Source organism: Candidatus Ulvibacter alkanivorans (genome assembly GCF_003333325.1).
In the GTDB taxonomy this organism is placed as follows: domain Bacteria; phylum Bacteroidota; class Bacteroidia; order Flavobacteriales; family Flavobacteriaceae; genus Ulvibacter_A; species Ulvibacter_A alkanivorans.
The window spans coordinates 1-18710 of sequence record NZ_QOLC01000059.1 but is presented as its reverse complement, the minus strand read 5'-3'; the positions used below and the strand labels follow the sequence as shown (position 1 = coordinate 18710).

Genomic DNA, 18710 nt, shown 5'->3' with positions numbered 1-18710 from the left:
CGCTTAGAATAAAATGCAAAAACTAGTCATACTAATTACAGCTGCCATGTTATGCTGTGCCTGTAATTCTTCAGAAAAAAAAACAAAAGAACCCATTAAAATAGGCCAAAACAAAACAGCGTCTAACAATCAAACAGTGCTGGAAAAAAGTATAGAGCGTGGCGCAGTGATCTACGACGATTTCTGTAAACAATGTCACTTACCAAATGGCAAAGGTGTTCCAAATAATTTTCCTCCTTTGGCGGGGTCTAATTGGCTCACCGAAAAACGAACTGAAAGTATACATTCGGTAAAATATGGGCAACGCGGCGAGATCGTGGTGAATGGAGTTACCTATAATGGGATCATGACGCCAATGGGTTTGACCGATGCCGAAGTCGCCGATGTTCTTAATTATGTGATGAACTCATGGGGCAATACCCAAGAAAAAATGGTTACTGAGGAAGAAGTGGCAGCTGTTGAAAAATAATCACAGCTTTTATGCCTGAGGGTGGAAACTCATTAACATAATCCTTATTTTTGCTGAAACATCTACGTATGCTCATAATAGGTATTGCCGGCGGTACAGGAAGTGGAAAAACGACAGTGGTCGGTCAAATTGTGGCAGAATTACCACAAGACGAGGTGTGTATCATATCACAAGATTCATATTACAAGGACACCAGTCACCTATCGTACGCAGAACGCGTGAAGATCAATTTTGACCACCCAAACTCGATCGATTTTGATTTGTTGTGTTCCCACTTAGAATTACTTCGGAAAGGCGAATCGTTCGAACAACCGGTCTACTCGTTCGTTGAGCACAATCGAACCGGAGAAACGGTAACTACCTATCCGAGAAAAGTGGTAATAGTTGAGGGAATCCTTATACTTACGCACCCCGAAATTCGACAGCATTTTGACATTAAGATCTTTGTACATGCCGATAGTGACGAGCGACTAATACGCCGATTAAAACGTGATATTGCAGAGCGTGGCAGAGACCTTGAAGAAGTATTGAATCGATATCAATCAACGCTCAAACCCATGCATCAGCAATTTATTGAGCCGACAAAAGAATTTGCCGATATCATAATTCCTACCAACCGTTACAATACCGTAGCGGTGAATGTGATTAGGAGTATTATTAATCAGAAAATAGCGAAAACCGAATCGTGAGTTTTTCAGAAATAAAACAAAAGAAATGGTTTAAGGTGATAAGTAATAAATACATACTTATCCTCCTGCTATTTGTGATATGGATGTTCTTTTTCGACACCAATTCCTACTTTATTCATAAGGAATTAGACGACGACATCGAAGCCTTGGAGGAGAATAAAGCGTTTTACAAAGGCGAGATCGAAAAGGACAAGGTCTTTATCGAAAAGATGAAAGACAGCAATGAGGTAGAAAAATTTGCGAGAGAAAAATATTACCTCAAAAAGGAAAACGAGGACATCTATATAATTCAACACGAGGACAGCATCAAAAAAGACAATGATAATGAGTAAACTTTTCGACGATTTTGATGAAGTTTCCGCGAAACAATGGAAACAAAAGATACAGTTCGATCTAAAAGGTGCCGACTATAACGAGACCTTGGTATGGCAATCGTTAGAAGGTATTCATGTAAAACCGTTCTACCATCAAGACGATGTTGCAAATCCCTTCCCTCCCATTCCGGGTCAACCCCAACAATGGAAGATTGCACAATCGATCTTTATCGATGATCCTAAAATTGCAAATAGACTGGCATTGGACGCTGTCGAGCGAGGGGCGGAAGCCATACTTTTTTCTTCGGAAGCTGCGTTCGATACAACATCCGTATTTAAAGATTTTCCTTTCGACAGAGCAAGTATCTATTTTGATCTTCAGTTCCTTTCTGAAGCCTTTATGCTTCAGTTGCAACAGTACCTTACAGAAAAACAAGCAACGGTTTATTACAACATCGACTTAATTGGTCATCTTGCGGAACAGGGAAATTGGTATCACAGCTTAGAAAAGGACCATTCGGTAGTCGAAACTGTAGTTCAAAAAGCTTCCGAAGCGAATATACTAAGTGTCGACACAACGACATATCAAAATGCCGGCGCGAATATCGTTCAACAATTGGCATATGCAATGGCACACGCGAATGAATATTTGAATCATTGGAGCGCAAATGAAGATACAACGCAAGCAGCTGGTATTAACTCCATGACTTTTAAGATCGCGGTAGGCAGTAATTACTTTTTTGAGATCGCAAAAATTAGAGCACTTCGAAAACTTTATGCAGTCCTAGCAGGAGCGTACCACTGTAAAAGGGAGTGTCATGTTGTGGCGATTCCATCGAAACGAAACAAAGCCATTTACGATTACAATGTGAATATGCTTAGAACCACCACCGAATGTATGAGTGCTATCCTAGGTGGAGCCGATACCATTTGTAATTTACCGTATGACGTACTTTACCATAAAAGCAACGAATTTGGCGAACGAATTGCACGCAATCAACTGCTCATATTAAAAGCTGAAAGTTATTTTGATACCGTAAGCAACCCGGCCGATGGAACCTATTATATCGAAAATTTAACCACCGAATTGGCAGAAAAAGCACTAGAATTATTTAAGAATATTGAGGCCGGAGGTGGTTTTTTAAAACAATTGAAAGAAGGCACCATACAACGCAAAATAAAAGAAAGTGCCGAGAAAGAACAACAACTGTTTGACAGTGGGAAGTTAAAATTATTGGGCACCAATTACCAGACCAATGCCGCCGACCGGATGAAAGACGATATGGAATTATATCCGTTTGTAAAGACCAAAGCACGAAAAACACTTATTGCTCCCGTTGTACCATGCCGTCTTTCAGAAAAAATAGAACAAGAACGCCTTAAAACTGAACAATCGTGAGCCAGGAAGCACTAGAGGTCATATTAGGATTGATTTTTATGTTATTGGGATTCGCATTGTTAATTCGGTTTAAGCGACTTAGCAGATCAAAATATTACCAATACATCATTATTCTATCGGGCGTCTTGTTTGTGGGATTTGGCATATATCTGGCTTCGAGAGCAATAATATAAAAATTGAATATGGGATCTATAGGTCAAATCTTCTTGCCATTACTGCTCTTCTTTTTAGGAGTTCGACTGTTGCAGTATGGTGTAAAGACCGCGAGATATCAGCGCAGTGGTACTTCTAAGGTATTTATCTATTCAGCGGCCTCCGGTGGAATAATTTTAATGGGAGTTGCAGTGGTATTTTTAATTAAACTAATTATCGATGGCTAGAAAAAATTTACAACATTTAGAACTAACTACAAGTGACCTTAGTGAGACAAACACCAAAAGCACCGGTTCGACCTATACTACTGCCGAGGATATAAAAATACAGGAGCGTTATACAGACCAAGCAACCGACTCGTTATCACACCTTAATTTTGTGGCAGGCATACCGCCATATCTGCGTGGACCATATTCTACAATGTATGTGCGGCGCCCTTGGACCATTCGACAATATGCGGGGTTTTCAACGGCCGAAGAAAGCAATGCTTTTTATCGTCGAAATCTAGCTGCAGGTCAAAAAGGGCTGTCGGTCGCATTCGATCTCGCCACCCACCGAGGCTACGATAGCGATCATGAGCGTGTCGTAGGCGATGTGGGTAAAGCAGGAGTCGCAATCGATACGGTAGAAGACATGAAGGTCTTGTTCGATCAGATCCCATTAGACAAAATGAGTGTTTCTATGACCATGAACGGTGCGGTTTTACCGATCATGGCATTTTATATTGTTGCTGCGGAAGAACAAGGCGTTTCGTTGAATGCCTTAACAGGAACCATCCAAAATGATATCTTAAAGGAGTTTATGGTGCGAAATACCTATATCTATCCGCCAAAACCATCGATGAAGATCATTAGTGACATTTTTGAATTTACTTCGGAAAATATGCCGAAATTCAATTCTATTTCCATCTCCGGTTATCATATGCAGGAAGCCGGTGCCACATGCGATATTGAGCTTGCGTACACCTTAGCCGACGGATTGGAATACATACGAACCGGAATTGCTGCCGGCATGGATATCGACACCTTTGCGCCTCGACTTTCGTTCTTTTGGGCTATTGGGATGAATCATTTTATGGAAATCGCCAAGATGCGCGCCGCGCGCATGCTTTGGGCCAAGATCGTGAAGCAGTTCGATCCTAAGAACGAGAAGTCATTGGCCTTACGCACACATTGTCAGACGAGCGGTTGGAGTCTTACAGAGCAAGATCCGTTTAATAATGTGGCTCGAACATGTATAGAAGCTGCCGCTGCGGCTTTTGGCGGCACCCAAAGTTTACACACAAATGCCTTGGATGAGGCCATTGCCTTGCCTACCGATTTTTCAGCGCGGATTGCACGGAACACACAAATTTACCTTCAGGAAGAAACTCAGATCACACGCACGGTCGATCCATGGGCCGGTAGCTATTATGTAGAAAGTCTTACCGATGAAATAGCTAGCAAAGCCTGGACACTCATTGAAGAGGTGGAATCGCTAGGTGGTATGACCAAAGCAATTGAAGCCGGAATCCCAAAACTTCGTATAGAAGAAGCAGCTGCAAGAAAACAAGCTCGAATTGATAGCGGACAAGACATTATTGTTGGTGTTAATAAATATCGACTCGAGAAAGAAGATCCGCTTCAAATTTTGGATGTAGATAACCAAAAGGTGCGAATGTCTCAAATTGCTCGATTAGAGCAAATAAAAAAAGCACGAGATTCTAAAAAAGTGGAACAAGCACTATCAAATTTAACTGAATGTGCACGCACAGCTGATGGAAATTTATTAGCTTTAGCAGTAGCGGCAGCAAGAGAACGAGCGACACTAGGAGAAATAAGTGATGCTTGCGAACGTGTATTTGGTCGCTATAAAGCACAAATCAAATCCTTTAGCGGAGTGTATAGCAAAGAAATAAAAAAAGACGCCTCCTTTGAAAAGGCCCGACAAATGGCTGACGAATTCGCCGAACTAGAAGGACGGCGACCTAGAATCATGATCGCCAAAATGGGTCAGGATGGACATGATCGCGGCGCTAAGGTCGTCGCCACAGGTTATGCCGACGTAGGTTTTGATGTAGACATTGGCCCCTTATTCCAAACTCCAAAAGAGGCCGCAAAACAAGCTGTTGAGAACGACGTACATATTTTAGGCGTATCTTCTTTGGCCGCTGGGCATAAAACCTTAGTGCCCCAGGTAATTGAAGAACTAAAAGCTTTAGGTCGTGATGATATCATGGTGATTGTAGGTGGTGTAATACCCGCACAAGATTATCAATATTTATTCGATGCAGGTGCCGTAGCAGTCTATGGTCCTGGAACGAGAATTCCGGACGCAGCGATCGAAATGCTGCAGGTCTTGATAGATTCGGTAGCCTAGGTGTATGACAGCAAGGAAGTTTGTATTACAAACTAAGCGACTCGGACTAAGAAACTGGGAAGCCACAGATGTAGCACCTTTTGTAGCTATGGGCAAAGACCCTGAGGTCATGCGATACTTTCCGAAGCTATTATCAACAGAAGAATCGATCGAATTGATCGAGAAATTACAACAGCATTTCATTACCCACGGATATTGCTATTTTGCTGTCGAAGTGTTAGAAACCAGCGAATTTATTGGCTTTACAGGTCTTATGAACCAAACTTGGGAGAGTGAGTTCACTCCCTGTGTAGATATGGGGTGGCGCTTAAAACGTGCTGCATGGGGAAAAGGGTATGCTTCGGAAGCAGCATTTGCCTGTTTAGAAGCAGCGTTCACTATTTTTCACCAAGAAGAAGTCTATGCGTTCGCTGCAAAAGGAAATACAGCTTCAGAAAAAGTCATGCAAAAAATTGGCATGAAACCTTGCGGGACGTTCGTGCACCCAAAGATCAAAAATGACCCCCGCTTCCCCTATTGCTTTGCCTATAGAAAAAAGAAAACCGATTAAATTACTATGCACGCATAATAATTCAATTGCTTTCCGTATTTTTACCTGACCAACTTAAGACAATAACGATGGATTTACAAGCGAAAATGCTGCGTGACGACGCACTAAAGGGAAAAACAATTGTAGTAACAGGCGGTGGAAGCGGACTCGGCAAATCGATGACCACCTATTTTTTAGAATTAGGGGCAAATGTGGTAATCACCTCTCGAAATATCGAAAAGCTCGAAAAAGTACAGAAAGAGCTGGAAGCACAGACAGGTGGCACAGTGCTTCCTGTACAATGTGATGTTCGAAATTACGATGAAGTAGAAGCAATGGTAAAGGCTTCTGTCGATACATTTGGAACCGTAGATGTTCTTTTAAACAACGCTGCCGGAAACTTTATTTCACCTACCGAGCGTTTATCGGCAAACGCTTTTGACACCATTATAGACATCGTATTAAAAGGTACTAAGAACTGCACCTTAGCCTTTGGAAAGCATTGGATAGACAAAAAAGAAACAAACAAGACAGTTTTAAATATCGTGACGACATATGCCTTTACAGGATCTGCCTATGTTGTGCCTAGTGCCACTGCAAAGGCAGGTGTACTTGCACTTACACGATCGTTAGCTGTAGAATGGGCAAAATACGGTATGCGCTTTAATGCTATCGCCCCGGGACCGTTTCCTACCAAAGGGGCATGGGACCGTTTGTTACCGGGAGAGTTAAAGGAGAAGTTTGACCTTGCGAAAAAAGTTCCTTTGAAACGAGTGGGAGATCATCAAGAACTAGCGAACCTAGCCGCCTATTTGGTATCCGACTTTTCGGCATATTTAAACGGCGAAGTGATCGTGATCGACGGTGGTGAATGGTTGAAGGGAGCCGGACAAATGAATTTACTAGAAGAAATCCCTGAGCAAATGTGGGATATGCTGGAAATGATGATACGATCTAAGAAGAACAAATAAGAAGTGAGAAATTATTTGTAACTTTAAGTCATAAGGGAGGTCTGTTCGAGTGATCCCGTCGTAACGGGATTGTATCGAGAATCGTTTATTTTTTGTGAGTAGCGATACTCGATACCGTTCGCCTAAGGCGAACCACTCGAACAGACAATTCTTTTTATACTTAGACTGTTTTGCTCCAAGTGAGCACTCAATTTTTCAAAATAGTTACAACAAACAACCTTTCATCCCAACAAAAATAATCCGAACAAATTGATTTAGAGTATGGTTTACAATAGATCGGTAGTATAAAATTGTTCACTTCCTGTTAACAAAATTCATTTTCTATCCGGTTTATTAATCGTATTTTTAACGCTTAATCTTGTAGCAACTTAATGGGAAAAATCATTGCAATTGCAAATCAAAAAGGAGGGGTTGGAAAGACCACAACCTCAGTTAATCTAGCGGCTTCCTTAGGTGTATTAGAAAAAAAGGTGTTGTTGATCGATGCCGATCCCCAAGCCAATGCCACATCGGGTCTGGGAATTGAAGTAGAAAATGTCGAAATGGGCACCTATCAACTCCTAGAACACACGGTATCCGCAAAAGAAGCAATTGTATCGACCAACTCGCCAAATCTAGATGTTATTCCTTCTCATATAGATCTTGTAGCCATCGAAATAGAATTGGTAGACAAAGAACAGCGAGAGTATATGCTTAAAAATGCGATCGACGGTTTGCGATCAGAGTATGATTTTATATTAATCGATTGCGCGCCATCGCTAGGGTTATTAACGCTTAATGCGCTTACAGCAGCAGATTCGGTAATTATTCCGATTCAATGTGAATATTTCGCACTTGAGGGGCTCGGTAAACTGTTAAACACGGTAAAAAGTGTACAGAAGATCCATAACGAAAATCTAGATATCGAAGGCTTACTGCTAACCATGTACGATTCGAGACTGCGATTGTCCAATCAGGTGGTAGATGAAGTTAAAAAACATTTCGATGAAATGGTGTTTAAAACAATCATTCAGCGTAATGTGCGTTTAAGTGAAGCACCTAGTTATGGTGAGAGCATTATTAGCTATGATGCTAGTAGTAAAGGCGCCAATAATTACTTAAGTTTGGCACAAGAACTAATTGAGAAAAACGGTTAAGAGACGATGGCGAAAGCAACTAAAAAGCAAGCATTAGGACGTGGATTATCGGCGTTGCTGAAAGATCCTTCTAACGATATTAAGTCTGCTGAAGACAAAAATGCAGATAAGGTGGTAGGAAGCATTGTCGAATTAGATCTCGACAGCATCGAAGTAAACCCATTTCAACCTAGAACCAGTTTTAATGAAGAATCCCTGCGTGAATTGGCCTCTTCCATTAAGGAGCTGGGTGTTATTCAACCTATCACAGTACGCAAACTAGATTTTAACAAGTACCAGCTGGTTAGCGGGGAACGTCGTTTTAGAGCTTCCAAACTTATAGGATTAGCTACTATTCCTGCGTATATCCGAATAGCCAACGATCAAGAATCGTTAGAAATGGCCTTGGTTGAAAACATTCAACGACAAGACCTCGATCCTATCGAGATCGCACTTTCATATCAACGACTTATTGAAGAGATCAATGTGACTCAAGAAGAATTAAGCGATCGAGTGGGTAAAAATAGATCGACCATAGCCAATTACTTACGCTTGTTAAAATTAGACCCTATCATTCAAACCGGGATGCGTGATGGTTTTATAAGCATGGGGCATGGTAGAGCGTTAATCAATATCGAAGACACCAACGATCAGCTAGACATCTACGAGAAGATCATTTCCGAAAAACTCTCGGTACGTGACACCGAAGCACTCGTAAGAAACTATAAAACACCCGACGATACCCCAAAGAAAACGAAAAAGCAACTTCCGCAATTTGCAAATAAAGGGAGAAAAGAACTCTCCGATCTCTTAGATACCAAAGTAGATGTGAAAGTAGCGAAGTCGGGAAAAGGACAACTCGTACTCCCTTTTAAAGACAAGGATGATTTTCTACGTATCCTCAATCGAATTAAAAGTGAAAACTAATCTGCTCCTTTATTGGTTTCTATTTTTTGTCTCGGGTACACTGGCTGCACAAACTACCGATTCACTTTCAGTAACAAAAAATGAACGTATCGTGGTGGTAGAAGATTCTATCACAACTTCGTACAATCCATTGGCACCGTCTAAGGCTGCGTTCTATTCGGCTGTACTGCCGGGATTGGGTCAAGCTTATAACAAACGCTATTGGAAGATCCCAATAATTTATGCAGGTATGGCTTCGGGAGTGTATTTCTACATTAAGAATGACAACGATTACGATCGTTTTAGAACCGCCTACAAACGGCGATTAGCAGGATTTACAGACGACGAATTTTATGGTAATGGTGAAACTCCGGTGATCTCTAACGACCGACTTATAGACGCACAACGGTCCGCCCAAAAGAACAAAGACATAAGCATAATTGTTACGCTTGCATTCTATTTGGTGAATATCGTTGATGCGAATGTCGATGCGCATTTAAAACAATTTAACGTAAATGAAAACCTCTCGGTGCAACCAAACTTTGAGGTGAACCCAATAAACGCAAGTACAAATTACGGACTATCTCTTAGACTCAATCTAAAATGAAGTTAGCACTCTTAGGATACGGAAAAATGGGAAAAACGATCGAAAGCCTTGCTATCGCTAAAGGCCACAGCATTGTTTTTAAGCGTTCAAGTACTACTTCGGAAGGAGATCTTACAGATGCCGATGCAGCAATCGAATTCTCTTCTCCTGAAGCAGCCGTGACCAATCTAACATCTTGTTTTGAAGCGAACATACCTGTAGTATGTGGCACCACAGGATGGCTAGATGAATACGAGCAAGTACTGGAAATGTGCTCCAATCGTAACGGAAGCCTTATTTATGCGTCCAACTTCAGCGTTGGTGTAAATCTCTTCTTTAGCCTAAACGAATACGCGGCTACCCTACTGAAAGACTGGGACGAATATTCGGTTGGAATTGAAGAGATCCATCATACCGAGAAAAAAGATGCTCCAAGCGGGACAGCGATCACATTGGCCGAAGGAATCATTAAAAATACAGCAAAGAAAGAATGGACGCTGGCGGAGGCTTCCGAAGAGAACATTCAAATTATAGCAAAACGAATAGCAGGTATAAAGGGCACACATATTATTGAGTATGCTTCGGAAATCGATTCCATTAGTTTGAGACACGAAGCACATAGTCGCGACGGATTTGCAAAAGGAGCTATCTTAGCAGCAGAGTGGCTTCAAGATAAAAAAGGAGTTTACACCATGAAGGACGTGCTTCAATTAAAATAAAAGAACGGAAGGAATTTCCTTCACAAAATAAGAATTATGACTTGGACAGGTTGGTTGATATTTATACTTGTAATTCAGGTAATCCACTTTGCCGGAACATGGAAACTATATACTAAAGCAGGGAGAAACGCCTGGGAAGCAGCAGTTCCCGTATACAATGCGGTAGTTCTAATGAAGATCATTAACCGACCCTGGTGGTGGACGATCTTACTTTTTGTTCCTATCGTAAACTTGATCATGTTTCCGGTGGTATGGGTAGAAACCATTCGTAGTTTTGGCCGCAACAGTACTGCCGACACCGCTTTGGTTCTACTCACTTTAGGACTTTATATCTATTATATAAATTACACCCAAGACGTTACTTATATAGAAGATCGCAGTTTAAAACCAAGAACCGCCACAGGAGAATGGGTGAGTTCCATCCTTTTTGCGGTGGTTGCTGCCACCATAGTGCATACTTATTTTATGCAACCGTTCACCATCCCGACCTCATCATTAGAAAAGACATTATTAGTAGGTGATTTCCTTTTTGTGAGCAAATATCATTATGGCGCGCGAACTCCTATGACACCTATCTCCTTCCCTATGGTACATGATACCATACCGGTCGTAAAGGTTAAATCGTATCTTCCAAAACCTCAACTCCCCTATTTTAGATTTCCCGGATTTCAAAAGATAGAACGAAATGACATTGTGGTATTCAATTGGCCGGTCGATACCGTGAATGCTTTTCAACAATACGGCGATGGAAAATACTACTATAAACCCATAGATAAGAAATCGAATTATGTAAAGCGTTGTGTGGGTGTTCCAGGTGATTCTATTGCTGTTAAAGACGGATTTGTCTTTATCAACGGCAAACAAAACACCTTACCAAGTCGCGCAAAACTGCAATTCGCTCATCAAGTGATCACATCGAGACCCATAAATCTGCAGTATGTGATGGAGCGCTACGACGTAACCGATATGGGCGTGATCAACCAACAAGGCACGGCCTATATCATGCATATGACTTCGGAAACAGCCGAACGAATCAAGAATCTTCCCGATATACTACAAGTGCAACGGGTTCAAGGAGAAGTTGGACAATGGTCGCAAACCACATTTCCGGCAAATCCTAATTACCAATGGAACAACGATCAGTTTGGCCCAATCTACATCCCGGAAGCCGGAAAAACGGTGGCTATTACGCCAGAGAGTATTCCATTCTACAAACGAATAATTGAAGTATATGAAGGTAGCGAATTGGGTGTTGAGAACAGCATTACGCAGTCGGGCACACAAGTTCTGCTTAATGGCTCCCCAATTACCGAATATACGTTCAAGATGAACTATTACTGGATGATGGGAGACAATAGGAACAATAGTGAAGATGCGCGTACCTGGGGCTATGTTCCCGAAAATCACATTGTAGGTAAACCGGTATTCGTATGGATGAGTTGGAATAGCAATGCCAAAGGACTCACCAATAAAATTCGATGGGAACGTCTGTTCACTACAGTTGGTGGTGAAGGCAATCCTGTTTCGTATTTTAAATATTTCCTTATCCTTTTAATAGGTTGGTTTGCGTTTAACTATTTCAGAAAACGAAAGAAGTCTGCTAAAAAGTAAAGCAACCAAAGCCTGTTTAATCCGTTAGGATAGTTGGCAGGCTTTTGCCGTAGCAATTTTGAATGGACCAGATACTTATACATCCCACTTATTTCCCATCGATCGTACAGATGGCTGCCGTTGCTCAGGCTAATGCAGTGGTATTCGAGGTTCATGATAATTACCAAAAGCAGACCTATCGCAATCGCGCCTACATAGCGCATAGCAATGGAAGACTGCTGTTGAATGTCCCCATAAAGCATTCAAAAGATGGAACGCGACAACAAACAAAAGACGTAGTTACTGAAACTGCATTTCCTTGGCAGGACCAACATTGGAAATCGTTGCAAACCGCCTATCGCACCTCTCCTTATTTCGAATTTTATGAAGACGAGCTCGCAGCTCTTTTCGACGATAGGGCGACGCAATTATTAGCTCATAACATTAGAATTTTCGAAGTACTTAGTGAACTGATCGAGCTCAATGTTCCTACTACAATGTCCATGGATTATGAGACAGATCCGAAGATCACAGACCTTAGACAGTTGGCCGTTGCGAAAGCTAAAAAAAAGCACAGCATTACTCCGTACATTCAAGTGTTTCAAGAAGCGCACGGATTTTTGCACAATCTTTCGGTATTAGACCTACTTTTTAACGAAGGACCCAACACATTAAATTATTTAGAAACACTAAAACTTAATCTGTCGGTTTAAGGTCCCAGCCCACTGTAGCACTTATAGGATAGTGATCGGAAAAGGAATTGGAAATTGTCTTAAAATTGAGCACATCTAGTTCTTCCGAAGCAAGGATATAATCAATTCGCATGGGATAACCATCAAATTTGAACGTAGTTCCAAGTCCACTGCCCCGCTCGACAAATGCGTCTCGAAATCCCTGTTGTAATTTGTGATAGGTATAGGAGAACGGAGTGTTGTTAAAATCGCCGCACAAGATAACCGGATGCCCAACATTCTTCTTGTGGTCACGTACAAAATCCACTTGTGCCTGCTGCTGTATAAAGGAACGCGCCAGCCTTTTACGCAAGCGTTCTTTATTACCTTCTTGCAAGGCTTCCATTTTGGGCGAAATACCTAAGGACTGCAAATGCAAGTTATACACTCTAACCGTATCTTCTGCTTTCAGCACATCGGCAAATAGGACATTGTTATAAGAATCGGTGAAGTCGAACGCACCCGTATTAATCAACGGGTATTTAGAAAAGATGGCATGACCTAAATTGGCTTTATCATCTTTAAATCGTGTATACTGATACGGATAACCCGAAATGCTAATTGGCGATTTTCGATAGTATTCTTGAACGCAAATCACATCGGGTTGCTCTTGCGAAATAAGCTCTGCAAAACGAGTGAGCACATCTTCGGAAGGTTTTTCTTCGTAGGCGTTAAACAAGCGCACATTAAAGCTTAAGACAGTAAGTGTATGATTGTATGCTTCGGAATCTCCTTCCGAAGAAAATTCAAAAAACGGATTAAAATGAAAGTATGCAAAAAATAATATGATAGCCGAAAGCCACATCTGTCGGCGCCACTGAAGCAACCAATAAACCACAAAAATTACGTTGACCAAAATGAGTGGTGAAACCCCTAAGCTTAATAAGGAAAGTGTAGGAAAGCTTTTGGGAGGCAAATACGGGAGCACGAATGAAATGACCAAGAGTAACGCTACTAAGGCATTTACCCAAAAAACGATCTTTCTAAAAGTCCCCAACTTCTTCAAATTATCTGTGTTATTCTTTTCCTGCCTTAAATAAAAAATCTTTTTCAGCCTTTGTTAGACTATCGTACCCACTCTTACCTATCTTATCTAAAATTGCGTCTATCTTTTTTTGTTTATCGGTGGCTGTACTTTTAGCCTTACTGCTATCTGGTTTGGCGCGTGTCGTACGATGCACAGTTTTAAACGGCTTTTTCTTTCGCGATGTAAATAAGTCACTTACCCAGTCCATCACATCGGTAAACCATTTTGCGATATCGTTACCCTTGCTCAATTGAATGGCATAGATATACCCGAAGATAGCTCCGCCGATATGTGCGAGCAGTCCGCCTTCATTATCACTAGTTGGCAATCGTACCAAGTCTAACAGAAAGAAGAACAAAGCGATTTGCCATAATTTTATAGTAAAGGTAAAGATTCGAAAAGGTGTATTGGGCGTATAAGTTCCTATAAACACCATGATCGCTGTCACAGCACCCGATGCACCCAACAAATAGGCTCGTGAATCCTCGAATACCGGGAACAAGTTATACGAAAGTACATATAACAATCCGCCAAAAATAGCACCCAGCAAGTAAATGGTAAGTAGTCGTTTGCCACTAAAGAGATTCAGAATAAAATTACCAAACCAATACAGTAAAAGCATATTAAACAGCAAATGGAAAAATCCGAAATGCAAAAAAGCGTAACTTATAAACGCCCAAGGCTGTGTTAAAAATCCAACCATGTCGGAAGGCAACACGAACCATTGTGTAAGATAACCGGGTTGAATTTGAAAGAAGAACGCTATTAACGACACCAACAAAAAGATGACCGTGTTGATCGCGATCAATTTCACTGTGATGCTCGCCGTTTTAAACTGATATGCTAAACTATTCGATGCCATACCTAATACCAACGTGTGTCGTTAAAACTATTTTTCTTCCAATACCAAGCCATAATAAACCCGAATAAAGCACCTCCAATATGCGCCCAATTCGCAATATTTTGACCAAAAATTGAGAATCCGGTAACTCCGCTAAATAGATCTAACAAGATCAATGCAGGGATAAAGAATTTTGCCTTTATAGGAATAGGCAGGAAAATAAGCATGAGTTCTACGTTCGGGAACATCATCCCAAAGGCAACCAAGACACCATAAATTGCTCCGGAAGCTCCAACTGCCGGAACGTTATAAGCGTCATACATATTTTGGATCTGACTTTGAGACACGGCATCCAAAATAGCCGTATTATACTGGCCCGTTGTTAATATGCTTTGTATTTGATCTGGGTTCAAACCTGCTTGTAATAAGGCCTCATAACCACTGTGAAAGTGGAAATAGTTCACAATGGTATGAATTAAGAATGCTCCTAAACCTGCCGAGAAATAGAAGAACAAGAACTTATTACGCCCCCACCGCATTTCTAAAGGCGACCCAAAAGCCCAGAGTGCGTACATATTAAATAAAATATGGAACAAGCCGCCGTGCATAAACATATGCGTAATTGGTTGCCAATATTCAAACTGTGGATTCTCAAAATAATACAAAGAGAAAAGCCGATAAGCCGTTTCTTCTTGCAATAAGAACGTCCCTGCGAAAAACAGCGCGTTTATTATTATTAACACCTTTACGGTCTCGGTGATTCTTCCCATCTAGCTAAATTTTTTATCGAAATCGTTCGCATCTAACGTGATCAATACCGGCCTGTTATCTGGTGAAACACTTGGTTCCTTACAGGCGAATAACTGATTGATTAAATGTTCTTGGGCTTCGGTGTTTAAAGCAGTTCCGGACTTTACTGCCATACTCTTCGCCATACTCTTCGCCAACAAATCGTTCTGACTAAATCCGGCGTCCGGTACTTCCTCCTTAATATCGTCTATCAGTTGTTCTAAAATATGACCGGCCTGACTTTCAGAAACCACTACCGGAATACCGCTTACTTCTATGCTTGTATCGTGAAACGCAGAAAAGACAAAACCCGTATGTTCCAGCTGTTCTTTTATTTTTTCTAACACTTCCATATCGGTGGTCGAAAAATGAAACTGCAAAGGAAAAAGCAGTTGTTGACTTACTGCTTCTTGTACTGTCATATTCTTGAGTAGTTCTTCGTACATGATACGTTGGTGTGCCAAGTGTTGATGCACCACCATCATCCCACTTTTAATGGGACACACAATGTATTTGTTCTGAAGCTGAAATGTGGTTTTATCGGTCGTATTCGTATTTGTAGCATCGAAAAGTCTTCCGGTGACCTCTTCACTCTCAAATTCTATATTTTCTACTTCGGAAGGAGTTTCCAATCCTTCAGCTTTTAAGCCTATGTACAGCGATTCCCAAGAAGATGGGCGCTCACGTTTGTAAGCGGTTTGAACATAACCGCGCTGATTTGCTTCTTTCTGAAAAGGATTAAAGTTCTTATCTACTTCTATGGTTGGCGCGACCGGTGGCCGTTTGCTGTACTCGTAGGGCGTATCGAAACCCGAGTCCTTGTTAAAATCTAATACAGGAGCAATACTAAATTGTCCTAAACTATGCTTGATGGTGGCGCGAAGCATGGCATAGATCGCGTGTTCGTCATCAAACTTGATCTCTGTTTTGGTAGGATGAATGTTTATATCGATCGATTGTGGTGCCACTTCCAAAAATAAGAAGTAGCCGGGATGTGTACCGTCTTTTATAAGTCCTTCAAAAGCAGAACGCACTGCATGATGTAAATACGAGCTTTTTATAAAGCGGTTATTTACAAAGAAGAATTGTTCGCCACGTCCTTTTTTAGCGAACTGAGGTTTTAGAACAAATCCGTTGACCTTCAATATTTCCGTTTCTTCCTCAACCGGAACTAATTTCTCATTGGTCTTGTTTCCGAAGATACCAACAATGCGTTGACGCACATTACTTTCCGGTAAATTGAAGACATCGGTATCGTTGTGCATCATTTTAAATGCCACGCTCGGATGTGCCATGGCCACGCGGTGAAATTCATCAATTATATGGCGTGTCTCTACCGTATTGCTTTTTAAAAAATTTCGTCGGGCCGGAATATTATAAAATAGATTCTTTACAGATATAGTAGTTCCTGTGGGTGCAACAGTGGGTTCTTGAAGTGTTACTTCACTACCTTCTATACAAATTTTAGTTCCTATTTCTTCGTCGGCAGTTTTGGTCTTTAGCTCAACATGCGCAATAGCGGCAATAGAAGCCAATGCTTCTCCCCTAAACCCTTTGGTATGCAGATTGAACAGATCGTCGGCCGACTTGATCTTGGAGGTCGCATGGCGTTCGAAACTAAGCCGTGCATCGGTAGTACTCATGCCCACTCCGTTGTCGGTAACCTGAATCAAGGTCTTACCTGCGTCCTTAATAAACAACGTGATCTCTGTTGCTTTGGCATCGATGGCGTTCTCCAGCAATTCCTTCACGACCGAAGCAGGTCGCTGCACCACCTCCCCGGCTGCAATTTGATTTGCAACATGATCTGGTAATAACTGAATGATATCTGCCATTAGATTTCTTGAAAGAATATAGACAAATCGAAATCGATGATGTATAGAAACAGTAGTATTAAAATCGCGGCTATGATAAGAATTCGACGTTTGGAAGTGCGGTCACGATTGGACTTAAGATCTTCCATTGCGTTTTTAAAATTTGTTTTAAGACCGTTGTTCCCTACCGTTTTTCTGAATTTATCAAATTTATGCTCTATTTGAAATGGACTACCCTCTCCGTCGTTCTTGTAGTAACGTGGCGTATATCCAAACTTTTTGTTCTTTTTTGTTTTTAATATTCCCATAATCGCTGTGTTTTCAAAGTTACTTAAATTACCGCATTTATTGAAGTAATTCGCGGTCCTTTTCTATGAAACAATTATCGTTCCGAAGGGAAAAAATCTCAGAAGATTAAAACGTGGCGTCCTTTTTTAATTGTGCCATTTTAATAGCGGCAATAGCAGCTTCGGTACCTTTATTACCGTGTTTACCACCACTTCGGTCTATCGCCTGCTGTTTATTATTATCGGTAAGAACACAAAATATCACAGGAATATCGCCTTGCACATTTAGGTCTTTGATGCCTTGCGCAACAGCTTCACACACATAATCGAAATGCTTGGTTTCACCTTGGATCACACTACCAATGGCTATGACCGCGTCTAACATATCATAACTCTTGGTAATTTGTTTACAACCATAGATCAATTCGAAACTTCCGGGAACATTCCAGCGCACGATATTCTCTTTGATTCCGCCACAGTCTATGATCGCATCAAAGGCGCCTTGGAACATGCCTTGAGTGATCTCAGGATTCCATTCTGAAACAACAATCCCAAACCGAAAGTCTTTCGCGTTTGGGATTGTAGCTTTATCGTAGGTAGATAAATTTTTATTTTCGGTTGCCATTTACTCGGTCATTGCTTCGGTCATCCCTTTATAGGCTTCTGCTTTCGCAGCTTCGGTAGCATTTGGATAATTTTCAGTGATTTCAGAAAAATGATTTAAAGCCACATCGGTCTTGCCTAAGTTCATTGCTGTAATTCCAGCTTTCAGTAAAAAACGTGGAGTCGTCAATTCATTCTTGTGCATACGTGCTGCCTCCTCATAATATTTAAGCGCTTGATCTTCCTGATTTAGCTGAACAAAAGCATCGCCTATAGCACCCTTTGCCAATGGCCCTGTCATCGCGTCATCACCGTCGTAGTTGTCTAAATGATTAATAGCCTCTTGATAGTTATTGGTTTGCAGATACGACATTCCGGCATAATAAGTCGCTATATTTCCGGCATCGGTACCACCGTAGTTCTCAATAATATCTAAGAACCCGTATTTTCCACGGCCGCCATTCAACGCTAGATCGTACAGTGAATCTTTCGCCTCGGCAGTCAACGCCAATTCGTAATATTCCTGTGCTTGAAACATTTCGTTCATTGCTTCTTGCTCCTTAGGTTGTTGAATAAATTGCTGATACGCAAAATAACCCAATACACAAATAGCCACGGCACCAACCACACCTAGAATGATCTTCTGGTTCTTCTCTACCCAAGCCTCTGTTTTCGATGCACCTTCGTCCAAGGTATTAAAAACCTCGGCCGTTGTACTGTTATCTTCGATCTTAGATTGCTTTTCAGCTTTCGTTCTTGGTTTACCGCCTCTTTTCTTGTAGGTTGCCATAATTTTCTTTATTGAAGCGCAAAAATAAAA

21 protein-coding genes are annotated in these 18710 nt (G+C 41.3%); 14 read left to right on the top strand and 7 right to left on the bottom strand.

All coding sequences use genetic code 11. The annotated features are described in order from the left end of the window. Positions 1-13 precede the first annotated feature (13 nt). From DWA30_RS04625 to DWA30_RS04560, 14 genes are all read left to right on the top strand, one after another. Complete coding sequence (locus DWA30_RS04625) at positions 14-469, top strand: c-type cytochrome (protein ID WP_114491373.1); 456 nt, start codon at positions 14-16, stop codon at positions 467-469. 68 nt (positions 470-537) lie between these two features. Continuing rightward, complete coding sequence (gene udk, locus DWA30_RS04620) at positions 538-1158, top strand: uridine kinase (protein WP_114491372.1); 621 nt, start codon at positions 538-540, stop codon at positions 1156-1158. Then, positions 1155-1490, top strand: coding sequence for an FtsB family cell division protein (locus tag DWA30_RS04615; protein ID WP_114491371.1), 336 nt, complete (start codon positions 1155-1157; stop codon positions 1488-1490). Before udk ends, DWA30_RS04615 begins: the two co-directional genes overlap by 4 nt. Continuing rightward, positions 1483-2871: a methylmalonyl-CoA mutase subunit beta gene (locus tag DWA30_RS04610; RefSeq protein ID WP_114491370.1), complete on the top strand. Its 1389-nt coding sequence runs from the start codon at positions 1483-1485 to the stop codon at positions 2869-2871. Before DWA30_RS04615 ends, DWA30_RS04610 begins: the two co-directional genes overlap by 8 nt. A 182-nt stretch (positions 2872-3053) precedes the next feature. Beyond that, positions 3054-3251 carry a hypothetical protein gene (locus DWA30_RS04605; RefSeq protein WP_114491369.1) on the top strand — a complete coding sequence of 66 codons (198 nt, stop codon included), beginning with the start codon at positions 3054-3056 and terminating at the stop codon, positions 3249-3251. Further along, a complete protein-coding gene (gene scpA, locus DWA30_RS04600) occupies positions 3244-5382 on the top strand; it encodes a methylmalonyl-CoA mutase (RefSeq protein ID WP_114491368.1) in 2139 nt (712 codons plus the stop codon). The genes DWA30_RS04605 and scpA overlap by 8 nt, the downstream gene beginning before the upstream one ends. Positions 5383-5386: 4 nt before the next feature. Then, on the top strand, positions 5387-5932 hold the full coding sequence (locus DWA30_RS04595) for a GNAT family N-acetyltransferase (RefSeq protein ID WP_114491367.1): 546 nt from the start codon (positions 5387-5389) through the stop codon (positions 5930-5932). A gap of 68 nt (positions 5933-6000) precedes the next feature. Next, entirely contained in the window at positions 6001-6882 is an 882-nt protein-coding gene (locus tag DWA30_RS04590; RefSeq protein WP_114491366.1) for an SDR family oxidoreductase, read from the top strand. A gap of 371 nt (positions 6883-7253) precedes the next feature. Continuing rightward, positions 7254-8018, top strand: coding sequence for a ParA family protein (locus DWA30_RS04585; protein WP_114491365.1), 765 nt, complete (start codon positions 7254-7256; stop codon positions 8016-8018). Positions 8019-8024: 6 nt separating this feature from the next. Beyond that, complete coding sequence (locus tag DWA30_RS04580; protein ID WP_114491364.1) at positions 8025-8924, top strand: ParB/RepB/Spo0J family partition protein; 900 nt, start codon at positions 8025-8027, stop codon at positions 8922-8924. Beyond that, the gene (locus DWA30_RS04575) at positions 8914-9510 is read left to right on the top strand and encodes a DUF5683 domain-containing protein (RefSeq protein ID WP_245933861.1); all 597 of its coding nucleotides are present in this window, start codon (positions 8914-8916) and stop codon (positions 9508-9510) included. The genes DWA30_RS04580 and DWA30_RS04575 overlap by 11 nt, the downstream gene beginning before the upstream one ends. Further along, entirely contained in the window at positions 9507-10208 is a 702-nt protein-coding gene (gene dapB, locus DWA30_RS04570; RefSeq protein ID WP_114491362.1) for a 4-hydroxy-tetrahydrodipicolinate reductase, read from the top strand. The genes DWA30_RS04575 and dapB overlap by 4 nt, the downstream gene beginning before the upstream one ends. Before the next feature lie 36 nt (positions 10209-10244). Then, positions 10245-11819 (top strand): signal peptidase I, encoded by a 1575-nt coding sequence (lepB, locus tag DWA30_RS04565; RefSeq protein ID WP_114491361.1) that lies wholly within the window; start codon positions 10245-10247, stop codon positions 11817-11819. A 62-nt stretch (positions 11820-11881) separates the two neighbouring features. After that, positions 11882-12511: a WbqC family protein gene (locus DWA30_RS04560; protein WP_114491360.1), complete on the top strand. Its 630-nt coding sequence runs from the start codon at positions 11882-11884 to the stop codon at positions 12509-12511. On the opposite strand, the gene DWA30_RS04555 is transcribed toward DWA30_RS04560, so the two are convergent. The 7 genes from DWA30_RS04555 to DWA30_RS04525 form a co-directional block, all read right to left on the bottom strand. Further along, positions 12495-13535 (bottom strand): endonuclease/exonuclease/phosphatase family protein, encoded by a 1041-nt coding sequence (locus tag DWA30_RS04555; protein WP_114491359.1) that lies wholly within the window; start codon positions 13533-13535, stop codon positions 12495-12497. The two genes, DWA30_RS04560 and DWA30_RS04555, sit on opposite strands and share 17 nt — an antisense overlap. 10 nt (positions 13536-13545) lie before the next feature. Further along, positions 13546-14418: a rhomboid family protein gene (locus tag DWA30_RS04550; protein WP_114491358.1), complete on the bottom strand. Its 873-nt coding sequence runs from the start codon at positions 14416-14418 to the stop codon at positions 13546-13548. A 2-nt stretch (positions 14419-14420) separates the two neighbouring features. Beyond that, positions 14421-15167, bottom strand: a complete 747-nt coding sequence (locus DWA30_RS04545) for a rhomboid family intramembrane serine protease (RefSeq protein ID WP_114491357.1) — start codon at positions 15165-15167, stop codon at positions 14421-14423. Then, positions 15168-17021, bottom strand: a complete 1854-nt coding sequence (gene mutL / locus DWA30_RS04540) for a DNA mismatch repair endonuclease MutL (RefSeq protein WP_114491356.1) — start codon at positions 17019-17021, stop codon at positions 15168-15170. Continuing rightward, positions 17021-17308: a riboflavin synthase subunit beta gene (locus DWA30_RS04535; RefSeq protein ID WP_114491355.1), complete on the bottom strand. Its 288-nt coding sequence runs from the start codon at positions 17306-17308 to the stop codon at positions 17021-17023. The genes mutL and DWA30_RS04535 overlap by 1 nt, the downstream gene beginning before the upstream one ends. A 106-nt stretch (positions 17309-17414) precedes the next feature. Continuing rightward, the gene (gene ribH / locus DWA30_RS04530; protein ID WP_114491354.1) at positions 17415-17912 is read right to left on the bottom strand and encodes a 6,7-dimethyl-8-ribityllumazine synthase; all 498 of its coding nucleotides are present in this window, start codon (positions 17910-17912) and stop codon (positions 17415-17417) included. Beyond that, positions 17913-18710 (bottom strand): tetratricopeptide repeat protein (locus tag DWA30_RS04525; protein ID WP_317048336.1); only part of this gene is annotated, 798 nt, incomplete at its 5' end.

Bases quoted from the DNA above. Each gene is read 5' to 3' on its own strand.
- DWA30_RS04625 (WP_114491373.1), top strand. From the start codon at position 14: ATGCAAAAACTAGTCATACTAATTACAGCTGCCATGTTATGCTGTGCC.
- udk (WP_114491372.1), top strand. From the start codon at position 538: ATGCTCATAATAGGTATTGCCGGCGGTACAGGAAGTGGAAAAACGACA.
- DWA30_RS04610 (WP_114491370.1), top strand. From the start codon at position 1,483: ATGAGTAAACTTTTCGACGATTTTGATGAAGTTTCCGCGAAACAATGG.
- DWA30_RS04605 (WP_114491369.1), top strand. From the start codon at position 3,054: ATGGGATCTATAGGTCAAATCTTCTTGCCATTACTGCTCTTCTTTTTA.
- scpA (WP_114491368.1), top strand. From the start codon at position 3,244: ATGGCTAGAAAAAATTTACAACATTTAGAACTAACTACAAGTGACCTT.
- DWA30_RS04595 (WP_114491367.1), top strand. From the start codon at position 5,387: ATGACAGCAAGGAAGTTTGTATTACAAACTAAGCGACTCGGACTAAGA.
- DWA30_RS04590 (WP_114491366.1), top strand. From the start codon at position 6,001: ATGGATTTACAAGCGAAAATGCTGCGTGACGACGCACTAAAGGGAAAA.
- DWA30_RS04585 (WP_114491365.1), top strand. From the start codon at position 7,254: ATGGGAAAAATCATTGCAATTGCAAATCAAAAAGGAGGGGTTGGAAAG.
- DWA30_RS04580 (WP_114491364.1), top strand. From the start codon at position 8,025: ATGGCGAAAGCAACTAAAAAGCAAGCATTAGGACGTGGATTATCGGCG.
- dapB (WP_114491362.1), top strand. From the start codon at position 9,507: ATGAAGTTAGCACTCTTAGGATACGGAAAAATGGGAAAAACGATCGAA.
- lepB (WP_114491361.1), top strand. From the start codon at position 10,245: ATGACTTGGACAGGTTGGTTGATATTTATACTTGTAATTCAGGTAATC.
- DWA30_RS04560 (WP_114491360.1), top strand. From the start codon at position 11,882: ATGGACCAGATACTTATACATCCCACTTATTTCCCATCGATCGTACAG.
- DWA30_RS04550 (WP_114491358.1), bottom strand. From the start codon at position 14,418: ATGGCATCGAATAGTTTAGCATATCAGTTTAAAACGGCGAGCATCACA.
- DWA30_RS04545 (WP_114491357.1), bottom strand. From the start codon at position 15,167: ATGGGAAGAATCACCGAGACCGTAAAGGTGTTAATAATAATAAACGCG.
- mutL (WP_114491356.1), bottom strand. From the start codon at position 17,021: ATGGCAGATATCATTCAGTTATTACCAGATCATGTTGCAAATCAAATT.
- DWA30_RS04535 (WP_114491355.1), bottom strand. From the start codon at position 17,308: ATGGGAATATTAAAAACAAAAAAGAACAAAAAGTTTGGATATACGCCA.
- ribH (WP_114491354.1), bottom strand. From the start codon at position 17,912: ATGGCAACCGAAAATAAAAATTTATCTACCTACGATAAAGCTACAATC.